The organism is Devosia sp. P1_H9 (genome assembly GCF_056405135.1).
On record NZ_JBFUCQ010000002.1, the window covers coordinates 49,365 to 69,583 of the forward strand.

A 20,219-nucleotide genomic window follows, 5' to 3' on the forward strand; every position below is an offset into this window, starting at 1 on the left:
GCATGTACGACCAGCTCATTTCGACCCTGATCGTGGCCGCCATCATCATCGTCGCGATCTTCGTGATCGGCATGATCATTGCCCGGCTCTATCGCCGCGCCAGCAAGGAAGTGTCGTTCGTCCGCACCGGCTTCGGCGGGCAGAAGGTGATCATGAACGGCGGCGCCCTGGTGCTGCCGGTGCTGCATGAAACCATCCCAGTCAACATGAACACCCTCCGCCTCGAAGTGGTGCGCACTGCCGAGCAGGCCCTGATCACCAAGGATCGCATGCGCGTCGACGTGCAGGCGGAGTTCTACGTCCGCGTGCAGCCGACCGCCGAGGCCATTGCCGACGCGGCCCAGACGCTGGGCCGCCGCACCATGGAGCCGCAGGCGCTCAAGGAGCTGGTCGAAGGCAAGTTCGTCGATGCGCTCCGGGCCGTCGCCGCCGAGATGGCGATGGAGGAGCTGCACGAGCAGCGGGTCAACTTCGTCCAGAAGGTGCAGGCCGCGGTCTCTGAGGACATTCTCAAGAACGGCCTTGAGCTCGAGTCGGTGTCGCTCACCGGCCTCGACCAGACCAATCGCGAATTCTTCAATCCCAACAACGTGTTCGATGCCGAAGGTCTCACCAAGATGACCGAAGCGATCGAGGACCGGCGCAAGACCCGCAACGAGATCGAGCAGAACACCCAGGTGGCCATCGCGCGCAAGAACCTCGAGGCGCAGCAGGAGCAATTCACGATCACCCGTGACTCCGAGTATGCCCGCCTCAACAACGAGCGCGAAATCGCCATCCGCATCGACCAGCAGAACGCCGAGATCGAAAGCCTCCGCGCCCAGCGCGCTACCGAAGCCGAGGCCGCGCGTACCCTCTCGCGCCAGCAGATGAAGGAAGCGGCGATCAAGGCCGACCAGGCCATCGCCATCTCCGAGCAGACCAGCGCCACCGCGGTGGCCGCCAAGTCCGAGGAGCAGTCGAAGGCTGAGGCCAAGGCCGACGTCGCCCGTGCTCTGGCCGCCAAGGCCGCCGAAGAGGTGGAGACGGCGCGAATGACCGAGGTGGCCGAGCGCACCAAGCGCATCCAGTTGATCGAAGCCGAGCAGGAGGCCCAGAAGGCCTCGATCAACATCGTGGTCTCCTCCGACGCCGAAAAGCAGGCCGCCAAGAACCGCGCCGAAGCGGCACGCACGCTGGCCCAAGGCGAGGCGGAAGCCGCCAAGCTCAGGGCCGCCGCCACCGAGGTCACTTACGCGGTCGAGGCCGAAGGCAAGCAGAAGCTCAACGAGGCCGCCAACCACCTGTCGCCCGAGCAGATCGCCATGAACATCCGCATGGCCCTCATTCAGGCCCTACCGTCAATCATAGCCGAGTCCGTCAAGCCGATGGAGAACATCGAGGGGATCAAGATCCTGCACGTCGATGGCCTGTCGGGTGGCGGCGGCGGCAATGGTGGGATGAACGGCCATGCCGGCGGTGGGATCGCTGATCAGGCGGTCGATGCCGCGTTGCGCTACCGCAGCCAGGCGCCGCTGATCGATGCGCTCCTGGCCGAACTCGGCCTCAAGGGCGGCACGCTCAGCGGCCTGGTCTCGTCGGCGGTCGCACCGGCGCTCGAGATCGACGGCGATGACGATGACGATGACGACGAACAGGCAGCTTCGGCGACCTGACGCAAACCGCCTCGCATAGGGCTGGTCTTCCGCGGGCGCTGCCCGTAGAAGTCAGCCCATGCAAGCTTATCTTCTCGTTGGAATTGGCGGCGCGCTTGGCGCCTTGGCGCGCTTTGGTGCGCAGAACTGGATCGGCGCGCTCGCCAACGGCTTCCCGGTGGCGACGTTCCTCGTCAACATCGCCGGGTCGATCGCTATGGGCGTGCTGATCGGCATCCTCGCCAAGTTCACGCCGCAGTACCAGAACGAGATTCGGCTGTTCGTCGCCGTGGGCATCTTCGGCGGCTTCACCACCTTCTCGAGCTTCTCGCTGGACGCCATCACGCTGATCGAGCGCGGCGATGTCATGCTGGCGGCGATCTACATCGTCGGCTCGGTGCTGCTGTCGCTTGCCGGCCTCTGGATGGGCATGCTGGCCATGCGGGTGATTGCATGAGCGGCGTACGACAGCAGACCGTCGCTCGCGACGAAGACGGCATGCGGCTCGACCGCTGGTTCGCGACGCACTTTCCTCAGGTCACCTTCGGTCACCTCCAGAAGCTGTTGCGCTCGGGCCAGATCCGCGTCGACAGCGGCCGGGTGAAGGCCAATGCCCGCCTTGCCGCCGGGCAGGTCGTCCGCGTGCCGCCGATCGAAGCCGCGCCGGAGCGGGCCGAAGGCGAGATCAACTCGAAGGATGCCGAGTTCCTGCGCGACATCATCCTCTATGAGGACGACGACCTCTACGTCTTCAACAAGCCGCACGGCCTCGCCTCGCAGGGCGGCAGCGGCACGAAGCGCCACATGGATGGGCTGCTGAAGAGCCTCCCGAACAAGAAGGGCGAGGCGCCCCGCTTGGTGCACCGGCTCGACCGCGATACTTCGGGGTGTCTCGTCGTCGCCAAGACCAAGGCGGCAGCCGCCCATTTCGGCGAAGTGTTCTCGTCGCGCCAGGCGCGGAAGATCTACTGGGCCGTGGTGTGGGGCAACCCGCACCCCAAGCAGGGCTCGATCTCCTGCTTCCTTGCGAAGCAGGCGACTACCGATGGCGAGCAGATGGTGGTGGTGCCACAGGGCACGCCCGGCGCGCAGCATTCGATGAGCTACTACTCGACCACCGACACCGCCGCCCGCCGCTTCGCCTGGGTGACACTGAAGCCGGTGACTGGCCGCACGCACCAGCTGCGCGTACACATGGCGCAGTTGCACAACCCTATCATGGGCGATCCGCGCTACTTCAACATCGAGAACTGGGAAGCGCCGGAGCAGATCAGCAAGGGCCTGCACCTGCACGCCCGCCGCATCCGGCTGCCGCTGAAGAGCGGCCAGTTCCTCGACGTCTCCGCGCCGCTGCCGCCGCACATGCAGGCGACGTTCGACGTGCTCGGCTTCGATGCCGACCGCTACGACGCGCAGGACCAGGACCCCGAGCAGGACTGATCAAATCGGCGCGAGCGCCGGACGAAACGTCGGCCCCGTGTGTTCACCTGTCGCGGCCCATTGCGGGCGCACAGGGAGATGCCAATGAAAACGATCGTTCTCGCCGCTGTCACCGCGGCGACCCTCGCCATTGCTGCACCGGCCATTGCGCAGGACGCAACCACCATGACCTTTTTCGTCACCAGCGTGGGTGTGGGGGACGGTGCCAATCTCGGCGGCCTCGATGGCGCCGACGCGCATTGCGCGAAGCTGGCGGAGGCCGCAGGCTCCATTGGCAAGACCTGGAAGGCTTACCTCAGCGCCGAAGGCGTCAACGCCAAGGACCGGATCGGCGCCGGGCCGTGGCAGAACTTCAAGGGCGACGTGATCGCCACCGATGTCGCCAACCTCCATTCGGACGCGAACAACATCAACAAGCAGACCGCGCTGTCGGAGACGGGGGCCATAACCAAGGGCCGTGGCGACGAGCCGAACCAGCACGACATCCTCACAGGCTCAAATGCCGACGGCACACTGGCCGTCGGCCAGACCTGCGGCGACTGGACCCTCAACGGCGAAGGCACGGCGATGCTCGGCCACGCCGACCGCCTGGGACCCGACACGCTCGCGACTGCCACATCGTGGAACGCGGCCCACCCGTCGCGCGGCTGCAGTCAGGACAACCTTATCGGCACCGGTGGCGCCGGCCTGCTCTACTGCTTCGCGGCCCACTGATCAGCGTCTTCGCGCGGGGCGTGACATGCCCCGCGTTTTGTGGTTCTGAACGGGCCGAACGAGGACCACTCGCATGCGGCTCATTGTCTTCGATATGGACGGCACGCTGATCGACACCCAGGCGCTCATTTCCGAGCACATGGGCGCAGCATTCGCGTCGCTCGACCTGGTGCCGCCGACTGCCGCGCAGGTGCGTCAGATCATCGGCCTGTCTCTCCCGATCGCCGTCGGGCAGTTGGCGGGCACCGACGATATCGATGTGATCGAGGGCATCGTCGGCCAGTACCGAAGCTTCTACAAAGCCTCGCTGGAGCACGATGTCGATCGGGAGCCGCTCTATCCTGGCGCGCGCGAGGCACTCGACCGGCTGAAGGAGAAGAAGGGCACGGTGCTGGGGATCGCTACTGGCAAGGGTCTCACCGGCGTCGCCCGAATCCTGGGAAATCACGGCATTGAGGGCCATTTCGTCACCCTGCAGACGCCCGACCATAATCCCTCCAAACCCCATCCGGGCATGCTGCTCAGCGCCATGGCCGATACCGGCGCCGAACCGCACCAGACGGTGATGGTGGGCGATACGGTCTACGACATGGAGTTGGCGCGGGCCGCCGGCACCCGGGCCATCGGGGTCAGCTGGGGCTATCACGAGGCAGCCGAGCTGCTGAAAGCCGGGGCAGGGACGCTGATCCACGATTACGCCGAGCTCGATGCCGCCATCGAGCGCGTGCTGGAGTAGACCGATGCGCGAGTTCCTCGACGACGCCCACCAGCACCGCAATGATGGCTACGGTCGCGCCCAGCACCTCAACAAGGTCGAGCTGCCCAAGCGCTTCTACAAGGATGTCGGGGTCGGTACGGCCGCCGGTGGCTTCGCCGTGACGCTGGACGGCCGTTCGCCGCGCACGCCCGGGCAGACCCCGGTGGTGGTGCCCCAACGCGTCCTGGCGGAGGCCATGGCCGAGGAATGGGCGGCGCAGGGCGAGTTCATCGATCCCAAGGTCATGCCGATGGTGCGGCTGGTGAACTCAGCCATTGAGGCCGGCGAGGAGCGCCTCGGAGCGCTCCGCGACGAGATCGTCAAGTATTCCGGCAACGACCTTCTGCTCTACCGCGCCGATACGCCGCGGGAACTCGTCGCCGAGCAGGAGCGGGTCTGGGACGCGGCGCTTGTTCGCATCGCCCGCCATTTCGACATCAGCTTCCAGCCAACCATCGGCATCGTCCACCAGCCGCAGCCGGCAGCAACCCTTGAGCGTCTCGGTCAGTCGCTCGCTGGGACCAACCTGATCGAAATCGTCGCCCTCAACTCCCTCACCGGCATCACCGGCTCGGGCCTGCTCAGTATCGCGCTGCGCGAGAAGCTGATGACGCCGGAAGAGATCTGGGCCGCTGCCCATGTCGACGAAGACTACAACGTCCGCCTGTGGGGCGAGGTCGAAGAAGCCACGGAACGGCGTGTGAAACGCCGGCTGGACTTCGATGCCGCCGTGCGGGTGCTGGAGATGGTGCGCTAGGCCCCACTACTTGGGGTGGATGATCGCCCAGCCGTAGCGCACGCTGGTCTTGTCGTTCACCGGTACGGTGACGTCACCACCAACTTCCAACTGCCTGCCGTCGGCCAGGGCAACCAGTCCCTCCGGCGGCTCAAGCTTGTCGCCCCATTCGCGCCATACCGCCAAGGCGCCGTCGCGGTCGAGCTGTCCTGGCGTGATCCACGAGCTGTGCTGCAAGTCGAAATCGATCAGCACCAGCGGACGTGGCTTGGCGTAGAGCGAGACCGGACCGGCATCGATCGAACGGCCGGCCACGATCTGCAGGGGCGTCGACATGCGCGATTTCCAGTTCGCCTCCATCGCAGCCGAAAGCATGCGGTCAGGGATCAGCTCCGGGGCAACGCGACCAGCGTTGGCGCCCAGATGCAGCGACACCACCCAGCCGATCGGTGCCCCGATCATCAGCACCGCCCACACGATCCCGGCCAGCAGCGGCCGCCTTACCTTGAGAGGCGTCGGAAGCAGCAGCACCAGGACGAGGCCCGATAGTGCGACGAGCGAGCCGCCCACCTCAGGCCGGATCGAGCTTCCGGACCAAACTGACGACAGGCCCACCAGCACGATCGGAGCGACACCGGAGAGCATGATCAGCCAGAAATCGGAACGCGACGTATCCGCGCCCGCCAATGTCATCTTCTCGCGACCCTTGCGCCAGCCGACAAGGCCGAGGGCCAGTACTAGCAACATGGGCAGGTGAAAGGCGACCTGTGCCAGCACGAACATCACGGGGGAGATGGCGCGGTCCACCAGGTTGGTGAACCGCGGCATCGACTCGAACGGATAGCGGAACGGCAGGAAGTCGTTTGCCACCAGCCAGTAGAGGTGTGGAGACAGGATCAGCAGCCCCGTCACCGCGGTGACGTAGGGGCCGGGCGAAGTCAGCCGTCGGCGGTAGTTCGGCTCCACCGCCGCAAAGGCGGCGAGCAGAACAAGGAGGATGCCCCCGCTATACTTCGCATACATCAGCAGCGCCGCTGCGACCCCGAGCAGCACCCAGGCGATACGGCTGTTGGCGAGGAATGCCCGACGGAAATAGAACACCGTCATCACCCAGAGCGGCAGCTGCACAATGTTGTGGTTCAGCGTTTCGATCGGGCGGGTGAAGTAGTAGTTGACCATCGAGATGGCCACGGCCAGCAGTGCGAGTTGGGCGCCCTTGATGTCGCGCGACAGCCGGAACAGATAGACGAGCGTCAGCCCGGCAGCACCGACCGCCAGGACCGACTGCGACTGCGGCCAGCCACCGGTTGCGACGAAGCCGATTTCGGCCAGCCAGGCCGGCAGGGGCGGATGCTTCCAGTAACCCAGCTGCCAGCCTTGGCCGAAGGCGAACATGTCGTAGGTATCGAGATAGAATCCCGGCAGGGTCAGCAGGCACGCAATCCACGCGGCGCAATACACCGCGATGACGAACGCCGCGTAGCGTTCGTACTTGTCCTGCATCCAATCCACCAACATCGCCCCGATCTGCTTAGTCCCCCGTGAGATCGCACGAAGCCGAAGCGGACGTAAAGGGTAGGGGGCGTCCGAAGGCCGAATTACTGAGCGCGCGAGCGGCTGATGATCCACTCCGCGACATCAGGCGCAATCTCGCGGAGCGGGTCGAGGACGAAGTCTCGGTCGTGTGCGAACCGGTGCGGCAAGTGCAGCCACTCGCTGTGCAGTTCCAACCGCTCGTAGGCCACGATGTCGATATCGATACGGCGCGGGCCCCACCGGATGTCGCGAACCCGGCCCATTTCGAGTTCGACTCCGAGGCAGGCGTCGAGCAGCTCGTGCGGCCCCAGGTGCGTCTCGATCTCCACCACCATGTTGGAGAAGTCGGGCTGGTCCGTCTTACCCCAGGGCTTGGTGATCAGCATCGTCGATTGCGCTACCACATCGATGCCCGGGTGCGCGTCGAGCCGCAGCACCGCCTCGCGCACCTGCGCCGGCGGATCGCCGATATTGGCCCCGAGCCCTAGCCAGGCGCGCGCCATCAGCTGATGTCCCGGTGGCGGTGCAGCTCGATCGCGGCTTCGCCGGCTACCATGGCAATCGGTGCCGATGGCTTACGCACGCGAACTTCGATCCAGCGGATCGCGGAAAACGCCTCGAAGAGCCGATCGACGACATGCTGGCCGACCGCCTCTATCAGCTTGAACCGCCGCTCCTCGAACGCTGCCTTCGCGACGTTGTAGATCTCGGCATAGGAGATCGAATGCTCCAGCTCATCGCTGCGTCCTGCCCGGCCGAGGTCGACGCCGCATTTCAGGTCGACGAAGAAGCGCTGACCCAGCACCGCTTCCTCCGGCATCACACCGTGATAGCCGAAGAACCCCAGGTCCCTGAGGATGATGCGGTCGCCGTCGAAGTCTCTGGTCACGTCACTAGTCCTGACTATGCGGTCCATATAGGGCCGCTTCAGCGACGCGCAAGGCGTCGCGGTTGGGCCTGATGTCGTGGACGCGGAAGATATGTGCACCGGCCGCGTAGCCGAGCACCGAAGTCGCCACCGTCCCCGCCAGCCGCTCGTCGGCCGGCACATCCAGCAGCTTGCCGATCATCGACTTGCGCGAGGTGCCGACCAGCACCGGAAAGCCCAGCGCCACCAGCTCTGGCAGCCGTCGCAGGATTTCATAGTTCTCGCTGAGCGACTTGGCGAAGCCGAAACCCGGATCGAGCACGATTTGGCTGCGTTGGACGCCTGCCTTGTCGGCAATCGCCAGCGTCACATCGAAATACCGGGCCATCTCGGCCATCACGTCGCGCGACGTGTCCCGGCCTCTGTCCCAATGCATCACCACCAGCGGCGCACCGTATTGCGCCGCCACGGCCGCGACCTCCGGCTCGCGCTGCAGCCCGTGAACGTCATTGATGATAGTCGCCCCGGCGGCAATCGCCCGCTCGGCCACCTCGGCCTTGTATGTATCGATCGAGATCGGCGCCGTGATCCCGTCAGCCCGCAGCGCGCCGATTGCCGGCAGCACTCGCGACAACTCGTCGGCTACCGACACCTCCTCAGCCCCCGGCCGAGTACTCTCGCCACCGATGTCGATGATATCAGCGCCCTGGGCCAGCATCAGCCGCGCCTGCGTCAGCGCCGCCGGCAGCGCATCGAAGCGCCAGCCGTCCGAGAAACTGTCAGGGGTGACGTTGAGAATGCCCATGAGCCGGGCCGTACGACCAAGGCGCAGGGCGGTGTCGCCCGGCGCCAGTTCATACTCGCGGTGGCTGGCCATCAGCTGGCGACGGCGGCAGGCTTCCGGTCGCCCTTGGCGGCAACTGAGGACGGCACGGCGAACAGGTCGTACTCGTCCGACTCGGTCACCAGCACCGACACCTTGTCGCCGACCTTGATGCCGTCGGCTTCATGGATGATCACGGTGCCGTCGATCTCCGGCGCGTCCCACTGGCTGCGGCCAACGGCGCGGCCGGTATCGGGCTCGACGTCGTCGACCAGCACGTCGATGGTGCGCCCGACCTTCTTCGACAGCACATGAGCTGAGATGTCCTGCGCCACTTCCATCAGCCGCTCGTAGCGGTCGCGCTTCACCTCGTCGGGGACGATGCCCTCGATGTCGTTGGCAGGCGCGCCGGTTACCGGCTCGTATTCGAAGCAGCCGATGCGGTCGATCTCGGCCTCTTCCAGCCAGTCGAGCAGGAACTCGAAGTCCTCCTCGGTCTCGCCGGGAAAGCCGACGATGAAGTTGGAGCGGATGGCGAGGTCAGGCGCCATGGCACGCCAGGCCTTGATCCGGTCGAGCGTCTTCACCTGGTTGGCCGGGCGGCGCATCGACTTCAGCACCTGCGGCGAGGCGTGCTGGAACGGGATATCGAGATAGGGGAGGATCTTGCCCTCGGCCATCAGCGGGATGACGCTGTCGACATGCGGGTAGGGGTAGACGTAGTGGAGGCGGGTCCACACGTCCATCTGGCCCAGTTCCTCGGCCAGCGTCTGGAACTTCGCCGAGACGTCGCGGCCGCGGAATTTTGAGTTCGCATACTTGATGTCGACGCCGTAGGCCGAGGTGTCCTGCGAGATCACCATGATCTCCTTGACGCCGGTCGCCACCAGGCGCTCGGCCTCATACAGCACGGACGCGATCGGACGGGACACCAGGTCACCGCGGATCTGTGGGATGATGCAGAATGTGCAGCGGTTGTTGCAGCCCTCGGAAATCTTCATGTAGGCGTAGTGCCGCGGCGTCAGCTTGAGGCCGGCCTCCGGCACCAGGTCGACGAACTTGTTCGGCACCGGCGGCAGGTGGGTGTTCACCGCGTTGACCACATCCTCGTACTGGTGCGGGCCGGTGACGGCGAGCACGCTCGGATGGGTGTCGCGGATCATCTGCTCCTCGACGCCGAGGCAGCCGGTGACGATGACGCGGCCATTGGCGCCGACGGCCTCGCCGATCGCCTCCAGGCTTTCCTTCTTGGCGCTGTCGAGGAACCCGCAGGTGTTCACCAGCACGATATCCGCGCCCTCATAGTCGCGCGAGAACGCATAGCCCTGCGATCTCAGCGTCGTCATGATGCGTTCGGAGTCGACGAGGGCCTTGGGGCAGCCGAGGCTGACCAGGCCGATTTTTGGAGCTTGTGTCATTGGCGCGTGCCTATGCGCCAAACCGGCGGAAAAAGCAATGATCGGCAGTCTGCGATGGAAGCAGGGCAGCCCTGATCACGGCCGATCACAAGCCTGTCAGGTTACCAACCTGTAAGTTGACCCGAATCCTGAGCCTGAGGCTCTTGTTTCCTGATGCGCCCACCTCCGAGGCGTCCAGCAGGAAAAAAGACCAATGAATCTCGAAGCACTCAACAGGTACCAGCCGCAGGCGCTGGCCGTCCTTCGCGTCGTCACCGCGCTCTGCTTCATGGCCCATGGCACCCAGAAGCTGTTCGGCTTCCCGGCATCGGACATGGGCGGCGTCGATATCTTCTCGCTGATGGGCCTTGCGGCCATCCTCGAAGTGTTCGGCGGGCTCGCCATCATCCTTGGCCTGTTCACCCGCCCGGTCGCCTTCATCCTCGCCGGCGAAATGGCCTATGCGTTCTGGATGATGCACGTGCCGATGGGCGGCAGCATCATCCCGGCCGCCAATGGTGGTGATGGCGCCGTGCTGTTCTGCTTCGTATTCCTCTATCTCGTATTCGCCGGCGCCGGCGCCTGGAGCCTCGACGAAGTGCTCAAGTCCCGGCGCGGCAGCCCGGTCGCAGCCTAGAACTGAAAAGGCCGCCCTCAGGCGGCCTTTTTTGTTTCAGATGTCGGGCTTGGCGGTCGGGGGCGGCGTCCGCTTGGCCGTCCGCCGCACAGCCGGCGTCGTCGGGGCAGGGGGTGGTGTACCGTCACTGCTCTCGTCGTCCTCGTAAGGCTCGTCCTCGGCGATATCGTGGATCGCGTCGCGCACCTCGTCGATCAGCGAGGTCGGCACGCGGCTCAGGCTGACCGTTCGTGTCACAGTCTCGTTCGCCTTGAAGAATACCAGCAGAACTTCGCAGACGATGCGCAGAACAATGAGGAACAACGCGCCATAGACCGCGATCTCGAGCAGCCCCCAGAGCCCATCGCCAAAATTGCGGCCGAAGCTCGCGAACAGGTGCCCCACGGACCACAGCAGCAGCGCAGCGAGGCCGGTCGCATACAGCACCGGCACAAGTCGCGGCGAAAGGATGGTCTCGAGCCGGAACAGCGTCGGGCTAAGGAAGATTTTCTTGAGATCGTCCAGCGTCATGGCCTCACCCCTGATGGAATCGGTCAATCAGAAAATGCGTGTATCAGGCGGCACTTACAAGTGTTTCCGGACGCAGGTCTGCTGTCGGCCCGAAGCGACGCTCGAACGCCGCACGCAGTGCACCGTCAACCTCGGCCATCGAGACGAGCTGCCCGAGGTCCTCGAAACTGGTCACCCCCTGGTCGGAGATGCCGCACGGCACGATGCCATCGAAGTGTGAAAGGGTCGGCGACACATTGATCGCAATGCCGTGGAACGTCACCCAGCGGCTCACTCGCACGCCGATTGCCGCCACCTTGTCCTCGCGGCCCGGCCCCTTGTCCGGCCGAGCCACCCACACGCCGATTCGTCCGTCGCGCCGCTCGCCCTTGATGTTGAAGGCCGCGAGCGTATTGATGATCAGCCCTTCCAGGCCCTGCACCAGGCAGCGCACGTCCCGGCCGCGCTGTCGCAGGTCGAGCATGAAGTAGACCACCCGCTGGCCGGGGCCATGGTAGGTGTACTGCCCACCGCGGCCCGCGTCGTAGACCGGGAAGCGATTGGGCGAGAGCAGGTCCTCGGGCGCCGCTGACGTGCCGGCGGTATAGAGCGGCGGATGTTCCAGCAGCCAGACCTGCTCGCCGGCCGCGCCTTCCGCTACCGCGGCGGCTCGCTCCTTCATCGCCTCCAGCGCCTCGAGATAGGGGACATACCCCTCCGAGATTCGCCATTCGACCGGCACGCCGTCGCTCCGGAACAGTTTCGTCCCGGTGTCGCAAGTTGGGTCAGTCGTTAACGCTTCGGTAAGCATGGGCAGCCGATGCTCTCTCACAAGGGGCCCGGCGCGATTCAGCCGGGATGGTCGTTCGCGGTTTATGTATGAACACTCTAGACAATATTGAAGTCGATATCACCGTGGAGCTTGGCGCTGCCAGCATGCCGGTGCATCACCTGCTGCGCATGGGCCGCGGGGCGGTGATCGAACTCGACACCGGCGAGAACGACCCGCTGCGCATCTACGCCAACAACACCCTTATCGCCCGCGGCGAAGTGAAGGTCGAGGATGGCCGGCTCAGCGTCGAGCTCACGGAAAAAGTCCGCCGCCCGGCCTGATTTGCCAATTGGCAACCTGCCTTGGCATATCGGCAATTAATCGCTTGCGCCCCGGACCGACCATTGCTACACGCTGCCTCGCTTCGCCGGTTCGGCGCTGCATCTACCTCGGCGTGCGGTCGTGGCGGAATTGGTAGACGCGCAGCGTTGAGGTCGCTGTGCCGCAAGGCGTGGAAGTTCGAGTCTTCTCGACCGCACCAGGGTCCCAGCTGATCCTGCAGTCCAAAACAGACGGCTCCCCTCGGGGAGCCGTTGTTGTTTCAGGCCTAGAGCGTGGCGGCGATCAGCGCCACCATGATCAGGCTCTCGCAGGCAATCAACATTCCGAGGGCAATGTTCCACCGGGTCATCGCTGGCCTCCTCCTGCACCGGACAATAGAGGATGGCCGCTGACAAGATGCTGACAGCCGATTTGCTTTGCTAGCGAGCCTTCCAGCCAAGCAAACGCATCGCGTTGATCGTCACGAGCACTGTCGCGCCAGTATCAGCGAGGATGGCCGGCCACAGACCGGTAATGCCGACGATCGTCGTCACGAGGAATACCGCCTTCAGCCCGAGCGCAACGGTGATGTTCTGGGCGATATTGCCCATGGTGGCCTTCGACAGGCCGATCATGTTCGCGATATCGGCGACGCGGCCGTGAAGGATCGCGGCGTCGGCGGTTTCGAGCGCCACATCCGTGCCGCCGCCCATGGCGATGCCGATATCGGCAGCCGCAAGGGCAGGGGCGTCGTTGATGCCGTCGCCCACCTTGGCCACCACGCGGCCCTGCTGCTGCAGTTCGCGCACGATCCGCTGCTTGTCCTCGGGCAGGAGGCCGGCACGGACCTCGATGTCGAGGTCGGCGCCGATGGCCCGGGCGGTCCGCTCATTATCGCCGGTCAGCATGACCGTCGAGACACCTTCGGCCCGCAGCCGGCTCAGTCCCTCGGCGGCATCGGCGCGCGGCTCGTCGCGGATGGCGAGGAGGCCCGCCACCTGATCGCCGACCAGAAGCACGGAGACGGTCTTGCCGGCATCGTTGAGCGCCCCGATCCGCTCACGCAGCACCGCGTCGAACGGCACGCGCTCTTCCGCTGCCTTGGGTGAAGCGAGAAACAGTTCCTCGCCGCCGACCTTGCCGGTGACACCCTTGCCGGGTACCGCCTTGACATTGGTCGCCGGGGGCACGAATGCCTTGTCGGCACCGGCGCGCGCCAGCACGGCCACCGCCAGCGGATGACTCGAGCCGGTCTCCAGCGCCGCCGCGATCGACAGCACCTGGGATTCGGTCCGGCCGACGCCGACAATGTCGGTCACCTCCGGTTTGCCCTCGGTCAGGGTACCGGTCTTGTCGAGCGCCACGGTATCGATCTTCCGCAACTGCTCCAGCACCGCGCCCCCCTTCAGCAACAGCCCGCGCCGGGCACCAGCTGAGAGGCCGGCAGCGATGGCCGCGGGGGTCGAGATCACCAGCGCGCATGGGCAGCCGATCAGGAGGATCGCGAGGCCCTTGTAGATCCACTCGTCCCAGGGCTGGGCAGCCAGCAACGGCGGCAGGATGGCGACCAGCGCGCCGACCACCAGCACGCCGGGGGTGTAGTAGCGCGAGAACTTGTCGATGAACCGCTCGGTGGGTGCTTTACTCTCCTGCGCTTCCTCGACCAGCCGCACGACGCGCGCGATGGTGTTGTCGGCAGCAGCAGCCGTCACCCGCACGCGCAGCACCGCGTCGGCATTGATCGTGCCCGCGAACACCTCGTCGCCAACCCCCTTGGTCTTTGGCACGCTCTCGCCGGTCACCGGCGCCTCGTTGATGGCCGAACTGCCCTCGACGATGACGCCATCTGCGGCAATCCGGTCGCCCGGACGGACGAGGATGATCGTACCAACCGCCAGTTGTGCCGCGGCCACCTCGCTGGTCGCGCCGTCGCGCTCGACCAGCGCCAGCTTCGGCACCAGGTCGGCAAGGCCGCGGATGCTGGCTCGCGCCCGGCCAGCTGCCACGCCCTCGAGCAGTTCGCCGACGAGGAACAGCACCACCACCGTGGCCGCTTCCTCCGTCGCGCCGATGAACACTGCGCCAACCGCCGCAATCGTCATCAGCGTCTCGATGGAGAACGGCGTGCCGGTCATCGCCGCAACCACGGCGCGCCGAGCCACAGGAATCAGCCCGACCGCCATGGCGACGAAGAATGCCCAGTGGCCGATCTGCGGGAACAACTGTCCCACGATGTACGCAGCCAGCAGTGCTCCGCCCGAGATGAAGGTCAGGAGCGCCTTGCGGGTCCGCCACCACGGCCCGTCGATGATCTCGGCATGCCCGGAGTGATCGTGCTCACGGTCATGATTGTGGCTGTGGTCACCGTGGTCGTGATCGGCGTGGCTATGATCGTTTGTGGCCGGCGCCACGGACTTTGCGGGCGCAATGGAGTAGCCCAGCGCCTTCACCTGCCGCTCGATAGCGCCCTTGGCGATGTCGCCCGAGTGCGTCACCGTCAGCGTGCCGTTCGGCAGCGACACCCCCACCTCGCCGACGCCCGGAAGCCGCCCGACAGCGTTCTCGATCTTGGTCACGCAGGCGGCGCAATCCATGCCGCCAATGCGGAACTTCAGCTTCTCAGCGGCCTCGGACATGGGGCGCTCCTTGGATTCTTCATCATGTCCGCATACATCTAGGACCTCTAGCCACTAGAGGATCAAGGGGTGAATGCGATGAATCTGCCGATCGGCGAATTGTCACGACTGACCGGCGTAAAAGTGCCGACAATCCGCTTCTACGAGCAGATCGGGCTGCTGTCGTCGCCGCCGCGTACGGAAGGCAACCAGCGTCGCTACGGCAAGCCGGAAGTCGAACGGCTGAACTTCATCCGCCATTCGCGCGAGCTTGGCTTCGAGGTCGACGATATCCGCGAACTGCTGGATATGGCCGGCGCCCCGCAAGCGTCCTGCCATCAGGCCGACAGCATCGCCCGCAACCATCTCAGCGAAATCGACCGCCGCATCGCCAGCCTCACCGCGCTACGCGGCGAGCTGGCGCGAATGGTCGAGGAATGCGGCCACGGGCGCATCTGCGACTGCCGCATCATCGAAGTGCTGGCCGATCACGGCGAGTGCGTCACCGAGCACGCGCATTAGGAGCGGGAGCGCGGGTACTTTCCCTGGGCATAGCCGAGAAACAACCCGGCGATCAGGCCGACGACCACGCCAACGATCGCCAGCATGATTCCCGGCACTATGGCGCCGATGATCCTCGCCGGACCGGGATCGGGCTCCGGTGCGGGACTGAACGCCGTCGCTATGGGCAACAGGATGATGGCCACCACACCGAGGCCCATGAGCATGACGGCGCCGAAAAGCAGCTTGCTCCCGACATTGATCGAGAACGGTTCATGTGGGTCTGACAATTGACACGCCCCCTCAAGCGTACGCGCGACGCGCCACCAACGGTGGCCGTCCACGATACCCAAGCGTGGCAGGATTTCACTGCGAAAACAACACGGACGTGCCCGTGAAAGGTTCGGGTTGAGCGGTCAGGCCTGCCAATCCAGCACGGTGTTGCCGTCGCGGCAGAAGGTGACGGTCAGTTGGCCCGCCTCGCCGCGCCACGCGTGAGACTGGGCGTCATCGCCCTCGCGCCGTAGTTCGTGGCCATTCCGGCGCAGGTCGGCGACGATCATGCCGATCTGGTTACGCCAATCAGGTGGGTCGCTGGCCGCCGCCAGCCGGGAGCGGATCTCGGACTGCAGGTCGCCCAGCCGCCGGCCGCGCTCAGCGTCGCCGAGCGCCAATAATGCGGCTCGGCTTGTCGGGGAGGTGTCATCAACCGATCGCCGGACGAAGAAGTCGAGGGCGGCCATCAAATCACCTCCGCCAGATGAAAGTTACGGGCCACGGTGTGGTCCCTCAGGCCGAACGCCGGGAGCTTGCCCGGCACGATCGCATCGGCGACGGCGTCCCGGTCGCTGACGTCGGTCGCATCGACGACGACGCGCACGAACGGCTCGGCCATCCCGAGCCGCACCTTTTCCTGCAGCTCGAACAGCAGCACCCGCACATTGCCGCGGCTCTCGCAGGCGATGCACTCGGTTCCCGGCTCATGGGCGTGCAGCGGCGGATCAAGATGCACCACGGCGGTATCACGCCCGCCGAAGCGCGCGAGCGCCGCCTTGTCGGTGACCACGGTCACCGGCACGGAGCGGTCGCGACGCGCGAACGGAGCGGGGGAGGTCATACCGCCTCCTTGTCCGCGCTCGGCGTGTAGTTGAGGATCGGCCCGAGCCAGCGCTCGACCTCGCGGATCGCCATGCCCTTGCGCCGGGCATAGTCCTCCACCTGGTCACGCTCGACCTTCGCCACGCCGAAGTAGAAGCTCTCTGGGTGGCTCAGGTAGATACCCGACACCGAGGAGCCCGGCCACATGGCGTAACTCTCGGTAAGCTCCACACCGATCCGCTGCTTGGCGTTGAGCAGGTGGAACAGCGTCGTCTTCTCGGTGTGGTCCGGCTGCGCCGGATAGCCGGGGGCAGGGCGGATACCCTGGTAGGGCTCGCCGACGAGGTCGGTCGGCGCGAAGGCCTCGCTGGCGCCGTAGCCCCAGAATTCCTTCCGCACCCGCTCGTGCATCAGTTCGGCGAACGCCTCGGCGAAGCGGTCTGCCAGTGCCTTGATCAGGATCGACGAGTAGTCGTCGTTCCGCCGCTCGAAGCGCTCGGCGATGACGTTCTCCTCGAGCCCAGCCGTGACGACGAAGCCGCCTAGATAGTCCGGGGTGCCCTCGGGCGCCACGAAGTCGGCCAGCGCCATGTGCGGCTTGCCGCCGGTCTTCGACAGCTGCTGGCGCAGGGTGAAGAACGTCGCCAGCTGATCCTTGCGGTCGGCGTCGGTATAGAGCCGGATATCGTCGCCAACCTGATTGGCGTGCCAGAAACCGATCACCGCCTTGGGGCGGAACCAGTTCTTCTGGATCACTTCCTTCAGCATCTTCTGGGCATCGTCCCAGAGCTGGCGCGCAGCCGGGCCCTGGTCCTTGTCCTCGAGCACCGCCGGGAAGCGGCCTTTGAGCTCCCAGGCCTGGAAGAACGGCGTCCAGTCGATGTATTTGGCGATCTCGGCCAGGTCGTAGTTCTCGAACACACGCGTGCCGAGGAAGGTCGGCTTGGGTGGCGTGTAGTTGCTCCAGTCCGGCTTGAAGCGGTTGTCGCGTGCCTTGCTGAGCGGCGTCCGCTGCTTTTCGGCCTCGCTCTGCCGGTGCTTTTCGGCCAGCCGCTCGTACTCGGCCTTCACGTCGCTGACATAGGCCGGACGCTGTTCCTGCGACAGCAGCGACGACACCACGCCAACGGCGCGGCTCGCGTCGTGCACGTGCACCGTCGGACCGCCGTGATACTGGGGGTGGATCTTCACCGCCGTGTGGACGCGCGAGGTCGTCGCGCCGCCGATCAGCAGCGGCACGGTAAAGCCCTCGCGCTCCATCTCGGAGGCGACGTGCACCATCTCGTCCAGCGACGGGGTGATCAGGCCCGAAAGCCCGATGACGTCGACTTTCTCGGCCTTGGCGGTCTCGAGGATCTTCGCCGTCGGCACCATCACGCCAAGGTCGATGATCTCGTAGTTGTTGCAGCTCAAAACCACGCCGACGATGTTCTTGCCGATGTCGTGCACATCGCCCTTCACCGTCGCCATCAGGATTTTGCCGGCGCTCTTCCGACCGGTCGCATTGCCGTCGGCGTTCTTCTCCGCCTCCATGAAGGGGAGGAGATGCGCCACGGCCTGCTTCATCACGCGGGCGGACTTCACCACTTGTGGCAGGAACATCTTGCCAGAGCCGAACAGGTCGCCGACCACGCTCATCCCGGCCATCAGCGGGCCTTCGATGACATGCAGCGGCCGTGCCGACTCGAGGCGGGCCTCCTCAGTGTCCTCGTCGATGAACTCGGTGATGCCGTTGACCAGCGCATGCGAGATGCGGTCAGCCACGGGCTTGGTCCGCCAGGTCAGGTCCTTGGCCTTCTGCTCGCCACCGGCCTGGCCTTTGAACCGCTCGGCAATCTCCAAGAGCCGCTCGGTCGAATCCGCGCGACGGTTGAAGATCACATCCTCACAGGCCTCGCGCAGCCCCGGCTCCAGCGAGTCGTACACTGCCAGCTGACCGGCATTGACGATGCCCATATCCATGCCAGCCTGGATGGCGTGGTAGAGGAACACCGAGTGCATCGCCTCGCGCACCGGCTCGTTGCCGCGGAACGAGAAGCTGAGATTGCTCACGCCACCAGAAATATGCGCGTGCGGAAGGGTTTGCCGGATCGTCTTCGTCGCCTCGATGAAGGCGATGCCATAGCCCACATGCTCCTCGATGCCGGTGGCGATCGCAAAGATGTTGGGATCGAAGACGATGTCCTCGGGCGGGAAACCGACCTCCTCGGTCAAGAGCTTATAGGCCTTGGTGCAGATCTCGACCTTCCGCTCATAGGTGTCGGCCTGGCCCTGTTCGTCGAACGCCATCACCACCACGGCGGCGCCATAGGAGCGCACCAGCCGAGCGGCCTCGAGGAACTTCTCGACGCCTTCCTTCATGGAGATCGAGTTGACCAGTGCCTTACCCTGCACGCACTTCAACCCCGCCTCGATCACCTCGAACTTCGAGCTGTCGATCATCAGCGGAACGCGGGCGATATCCGGCTCGGCTGCGAGCAGGTTGATGAACTCGACCATCACCTTCTGGCTGTCGAGCAGGCCCTCGTCGACGTTGATGTCGATGACCTGCGCGCCGTTTTGCACCTGGTCGCGTGCCACTTCGAGCGCTGCGGTGTAGTCGCCGGCGGTGATGAGCTTCCGGAACTTGGCCGAGCCCGTGACATTGGTCCGCTCGCCGATGTTCACGAACGGGATGTCCTCGGTCAACGTGAACGGCTCGAGCCCGCTCAGCCGCAGGAAGGTCGGCACCTCGGGGATTTTCCGCGGCTTGTATTTCGACACCGCTTCCTTGATCGCCCGGATGTGGTCCGGGGTCGAACCGCAGCAGCCTCCAACGATGTTGAGGAAGCCGTCGCGGGCAAAACCCTCGAGCTGGCGCGCCATAAACTCCGGCGACTCGTCATAGCCGCCGAACTCGTTGGGCAGCCCGGCATTCGGATAAGCGCAGATCAGCGTGTCCGCGACGTCGCTGAGCTCGTTGATGTGGGCGCGCATGGCATTGGCGCCGAGCGCGCAGTTGAGCCCGATGGTGAAGGGCTTGGCATGCCGCACCGAGTACCAGAACGCCGTCGGCGTCTGACCGGAGAGCGTGCGACCCGACAGGTCCGTGATCGTCCCAGAGATCATCACCGGCAACTCATAGCCGCGCTCGGTGAAAATGCGCTGCGCCGCGAAGATGCCAGCCTTGGTGTTCAGCGTATCGGTGATCGTCTCGAACAGCAGCACATCAGCGCCGCCGTCGATCAGTCCGTTGATCGCCTCGGCATAGCCCTTGACGATTTGGTCGAAGGTGATCGCCCGGTGACCCGGCGAATTGACGTCCGTCGACATCGATGCGGTCTTGTTCAGCGGCCCGAGCGCGCCGGCAACGAAGCGGCGCTTGCCGTCGATGTCGAACGCCTGCTGCGCCGCCTCACGAGCCAGCTTCGCTCCGGCATAGTTCAGCTCGTAGGCGAGCTCCTGCATGCCGTAATCGGCCATCACCACGTCGGTGGACGAGAACGTGTTGCTCTCCACCATGTCGGCGCCGGCGAGGTAGTATTGCAGGTGGATGGCTCGGATCGCGTCCGGCTGGGTCAGGTTGAGCAGGTCGTTGTTGCCCCGCACATCCTTATGCCAGTCCGTGAAGCGCTCGCCGCGATAGGCGGCCTCATCGAGCTTCAGCTGCTGAATCATTGTGCCCATGGCGCCATCGAGGATCAGGATGCGTTCGGAGGCCGCTTGGGTAAGCGCTGCCCGAACCTCCTCGCCATTCGGCAAGGAATTTCTATCGATCTCAATGTGTTGAGCTTCAGTCATCGCTCGACTTTCCAACGTCTGTCACGCCAAAATGCGTTCACCGCCGGCAAGGTCGCACGGCGGGATATAAAGATATCTTTATATGATTGCCGACCGCCCGG

Annotated in this window: 21 protein-coding genes and 1 tRNA gene; 10 read left to right on the top strand and 12 right to left on the bottom strand. The window is 65.2% G+C overall.

Features of this window, described 5'->3' with window-relative positions; all coding sequences use genetic code 11:
- The first annotated feature begins 2 nt into the window (after window positions 1–2).
- From AC1DYL_RS03275 to AC1DYL_RS03300, 6 genes are all read left to right on the top strand, one after another.
- Window positions 3–1,655, top strand: coding sequence for a flotillin family protein (locus AC1DYL_RS03275; protein ID WP_477172061.1), 1,653 nt, complete (start codon window positions 3–5; stop codon window positions 1,653–1,655).
- A gap of 58 nt (window positions 1,656–1,713) precedes the next feature.
- Window positions 1,714–2,091, top strand: a complete 378-nt coding sequence (crcB, locus tag AC1DYL_RS03280) for a fluoride efflux transporter CrcB (RefSeq protein WP_477172062.1) — start codon at window positions 1,714–1,716, stop codon at window positions 2,089–2,091.
- Complete coding sequence (locus tag AC1DYL_RS03285) at window positions 2,088–3,074, top strand: RluA family pseudouridine synthase (protein WP_477158039.1); 987 nt, start codon at window positions 2,088–2,090, stop codon at window positions 3,072–3,074. The genes crcB and AC1DYL_RS03285 overlap by 4 nt, the downstream gene beginning before the upstream one ends.
- Before the next feature lie 84 nt (window positions 3,075–3,158).
- Window positions 3,159–3,788 carry a hypothetical protein gene (locus tag AC1DYL_RS03290; RefSeq protein WP_477172063.1) on the top strand — a complete coding sequence of 210 codons (630 nt, stop codon included), beginning with the start codon at window positions 3,159–3,161 and terminating at the stop codon, window positions 3,786–3,788.
- Window positions 3,789–3,861: 73 nt separating this feature from the next.
- Window positions 3,862–4,524, top strand: a complete 663-nt coding sequence (locus AC1DYL_RS03295; protein ID WP_477172064.1) for an HAD-IA family hydrolase — start codon at window positions 3,862–3,864, stop codon at window positions 4,522–4,524.
- 4 nt (window positions 4,525–4,528) lie between these two features.
- Entirely contained in the window at window positions 4,529–5,302 is a 774-nt protein-coding gene (locus tag AC1DYL_RS03300; protein WP_477172065.1) for an ATP12 family chaperone protein, read from the top strand.
- Window positions 5,303–5,308: 6 nt separating this feature from the next.
- Here the strand turns inward: AC1DYL_RS03300 and AC1DYL_RS03305 are convergent, their stop codons facing one another.
- The 5 genes from AC1DYL_RS03305 to rimO form a co-directional block, all read right to left on the bottom strand.
- On the bottom strand, window positions 5,309–6,784 hold the full coding sequence (locus AC1DYL_RS03305) for a glycosyltransferase family 39 protein (RefSeq protein ID WP_477172066.1): 1,476 nt from the start codon (window positions 6,782–6,784) through the stop codon (window positions 5,309–5,311).
- Between the two features lie 95 nt (window positions 6,785–6,879).
- Window positions 6,880–7,320, bottom strand: coding sequence for a 2-amino-4-hydroxy-6-hydroxymethyldihydropteridine diphosphokinase (folK, locus tag AC1DYL_RS03310; protein ID WP_477149354.1), 441 nt, complete (start codon window positions 7,318–7,320; stop codon window positions 6,880–6,882).
- Window positions 7,320–7,706: a dihydroneopterin aldolase gene (gene folB / locus AC1DYL_RS03315; protein WP_477172067.1), complete on the bottom strand. Its 387-nt coding sequence runs from the start codon at window positions 7,704–7,706 to the stop codon at window positions 7,320–7,322. The genes folK and folB overlap by 1 nt, the downstream gene beginning before the upstream one ends.
- Before the next feature lie 4 nt (window positions 7,707–7,710).
- Window positions 7,711–8,562, bottom strand: coding sequence for a dihydropteroate synthase (gene folP, locus AC1DYL_RS03320; RefSeq protein WP_477172068.1), 852 nt, complete (start codon window positions 8,560–8,562; stop codon window positions 7,711–7,713).
- Window positions 8,562–9,926, bottom strand: coding sequence for a 30S ribosomal protein S12 methylthiotransferase RimO (gene rimO / locus AC1DYL_RS03325; protein ID WP_477172069.1), 1,365 nt, complete (start codon window positions 9,924–9,926; stop codon window positions 8,562–8,564). Before rimO ends, folP begins: the two co-directional genes overlap by 1 nt.
- Window positions 9,927–10,119: 193 nt before the next feature.
- Between rimO and AC1DYL_RS03330 the strand changes: the two genes are divergently transcribed.
- Window positions 10,120–10,542: a DoxX family protein gene (locus AC1DYL_RS03330; protein WP_477172070.1), complete on the top strand. Its 423-nt coding sequence runs from the start codon at window positions 10,120–10,122 to the stop codon at window positions 10,540–10,542.
- A gap of 36 nt (window positions 10,543–10,578) precedes the next feature.
- Here AC1DYL_RS03330 and AC1DYL_RS03335 read toward each other — a convergent pair whose 3' ends face one another.
- On the bottom strand, window positions 10,579–11,052 hold the full coding sequence (locus tag AC1DYL_RS03335; RefSeq protein WP_477149349.1) for a DUF4282 domain-containing protein: 474 nt from the start codon (window positions 11,050–11,052) through the stop codon (window positions 10,579–10,581).
- Window positions 11,053–11,095: 43 nt separating this feature from the next.
- A complete protein-coding gene (lipB, locus tag AC1DYL_RS03340) occupies window positions 11,096–11,842 on the bottom strand; it encodes a lipoyl(octanoyl) transferase LipB (protein ID WP_477172071.1) in 747 nt (248 codons plus the stop codon).
- Between the two features lie 68 nt (window positions 11,843–11,910).
- Between lipB and AC1DYL_RS03345 the strand changes: the two genes are divergently transcribed.
- On the top strand, window positions 11,911–12,144 hold the full coding sequence (locus AC1DYL_RS03345; RefSeq protein WP_477149347.1) for a FliM/FliN family flagellar motor switch protein: 234 nt from the start codon (window positions 11,911–11,913) through the stop codon (window positions 12,142–12,144).
- Window positions 12,145–12,259: 115 nt separating this feature from the next.
- Window positions 12,260–12,344, top strand: a tRNA-Leu gene (locus AC1DYL_RS03350).
- A 220-nt stretch (window positions 12,345–12,564) separates the two neighbouring features.
- On the opposite strand, the gene AC1DYL_RS03355 is transcribed toward AC1DYL_RS03350, so the two are convergent.
- Window positions 12,565–14,760 carry a heavy metal translocating P-type ATPase gene (locus AC1DYL_RS03355; protein WP_477172072.1) on the bottom strand — a complete coding sequence of 732 codons (2,196 nt, stop codon included), beginning with the start codon at window positions 14,758–14,760 and terminating at the stop codon, window positions 12,565–12,567.
- 78 nt (window positions 14,761–14,838) lie between these two features.
- Between AC1DYL_RS03355 and AC1DYL_RS03360 the strand changes: the two genes are divergently transcribed.
- Window positions 14,839–15,261, top strand: a complete 423-nt coding sequence (locus AC1DYL_RS03360) for a MerR family transcriptional regulator (protein ID WP_477172073.1) — start codon at window positions 14,839–14,841, stop codon at window positions 15,259–15,261.
- On the opposite strand, the gene AC1DYL_RS03365 is transcribed toward AC1DYL_RS03360, so the two are convergent.
- The 4 genes from AC1DYL_RS03365 to metH all read right to left on the bottom strand — a co-directional run bounded on the left by AC1DYL_RS03365 (window position 15,258) and on the right by metH (window position 20,118).
- Complete coding sequence (locus AC1DYL_RS03365) at window positions 15,258–15,530, bottom strand: hypothetical protein (protein ID WP_477158049.1); 273 nt, start codon at window positions 15,528–15,530, stop codon at window positions 15,258–15,260. The two genes, AC1DYL_RS03360 and AC1DYL_RS03365, sit on opposite strands and share 4 nt — an antisense overlap.
- A gap of 126 nt (window positions 15,531–15,656) precedes the next feature.
- Window positions 15,657–15,983, bottom strand: a complete 327-nt coding sequence (locus AC1DYL_RS03370; protein ID WP_477172074.1) for a hypothetical protein — start codon at window positions 15,981–15,983, stop codon at window positions 15,657–15,659.
- On the bottom strand, window positions 15,983–16,357 hold the full coding sequence (locus AC1DYL_RS03375; protein ID WP_477158051.1) for a hypothetical protein: 375 nt from the start codon (window positions 16,355–16,357) through the stop codon (window positions 15,983–15,985). Before AC1DYL_RS03375 ends, AC1DYL_RS03370 begins: the two co-directional genes overlap by 1 nt.
- Window positions 16,354–20,118: a methionine synthase gene (gene metH / locus AC1DYL_RS03380; RefSeq protein ID WP_477172075.1), complete on the bottom strand. Its 3,765-nt coding sequence runs from the start codon at window positions 20,116–20,118 to the stop codon at window positions 16,354–16,356. The genes AC1DYL_RS03375 and metH overlap by 4 nt, the downstream gene beginning before the upstream one ends.
- Window positions 20,119–20,219: the final 101 nt, after the last annotated feature.

Coding starts and splice junctions, on each gene's coding strand:
- AC1DYL_RS03275 (WP_477172061.1), top strand. CDS start 3: ATGTACGACCAGCTCATTTCGACCCTGATCGTGGCCGCCATCATCATC.
- crcB (WP_477172062.1), top strand. CDS start 1,714: ATGCAAGCTTATCTTCTCGTTGGAATTGGCGGCGCGCTTGGCGCCTTG.
- AC1DYL_RS03285 (WP_477158039.1), top strand. CDS start 2,088: ATGAGCGGCGTACGACAGCAGACCGTCGCTCGCGACGAAGACGGCATG.
- AC1DYL_RS03290 (WP_477172063.1), top strand. CDS start 3,159: ATGAAAACGATCGTTCTCGCCGCTGTCACCGCGGCGACCCTCGCCATT.
- AC1DYL_RS03295 (WP_477172064.1), top strand. CDS start 3,862: ATGCGGCTCATTGTCTTCGATATGGACGGCACGCTGATCGACACCCAG.
- AC1DYL_RS03300 (WP_477172065.1), top strand. CDS start 4,529: ATGCGCGAGTTCCTCGACGACGCCCACCAGCACCGCAATGATGGCTAC.
- AC1DYL_RS03305 (WP_477172066.1), bottom strand. CDS start 6,784: ATGCAGGACAAGTACGAACGCTACGCGGCGTTCGTCATCGCGGTGTAT.
- folK (WP_477149354.1), bottom strand. CDS start 7,320: ATGGCGCGCGCCTGGCTAGGGCTCGGGGCCAATATCGGCGATCCGCCG.
- folP (WP_477172068.1), bottom strand. CDS start 8,562: ATGGCCAGCCACCGCGAGTATGAACTGGCGCCGGGCGACACCGCCCTG.
- rimO (WP_477172069.1), bottom strand. CDS start 9,926: ATGACACAAGCTCCAAAAATCGGCCTGGTCAGCCTCGGCTGCCCCAAG.
- AC1DYL_RS03330 (WP_477172070.1), top strand. CDS start 10,120: ATGAATCTCGAAGCACTCAACAGGTACCAGCCGCAGGCGCTGGCCGTC.
- AC1DYL_RS03335 (WP_477149349.1), bottom strand. CDS start 11,052: ATGACGCTGGACGATCTCAAGAAAATCTTCCTTAGCCCGACGCTGTTC.
- lipB (WP_477172071.1), bottom strand. CDS start 11,842: ATGCTTACCGAAGCGTTAACGACTGACCCAACTTGCGACACCGGGACG.
- AC1DYL_RS03345 (WP_477149347.1), top strand. CDS start 11,911: ATGAACACTCTAGACAATATTGAAGTCGATATCACCGTGGAGCTTGGC.
- AC1DYL_RS03355 (WP_477172072.1), bottom strand. CDS start 14,760: ATGTCCGAGGCCGCTGAGAAGCTGAAGTTCCGCATTGGCGGCATGGAT.
- AC1DYL_RS03360 (WP_477172073.1), top strand. CDS start 14,839: ATGAATCTGCCGATCGGCGAATTGTCACGACTGACCGGCGTAAAAGTG.
- AC1DYL_RS03370 (WP_477172074.1), bottom strand. CDS start 15,983: ATGGCCGCCCTCGACTTCTTCGTCCGGCGATCGGTTGATGACACCTCC.
- AC1DYL_RS03375 (WP_477158051.1), bottom strand. CDS start 16,357: ATGACCTCCCCCGCTCCGTTCGCGCGTCGCGACCGCTCCGTGCCGGTG.
- metH (WP_477172075.1), bottom strand. CDS start 20,118: ATGACTGAAGCTCAACACATTGAGATCGATAGAAATTCCTTGCCGAAT.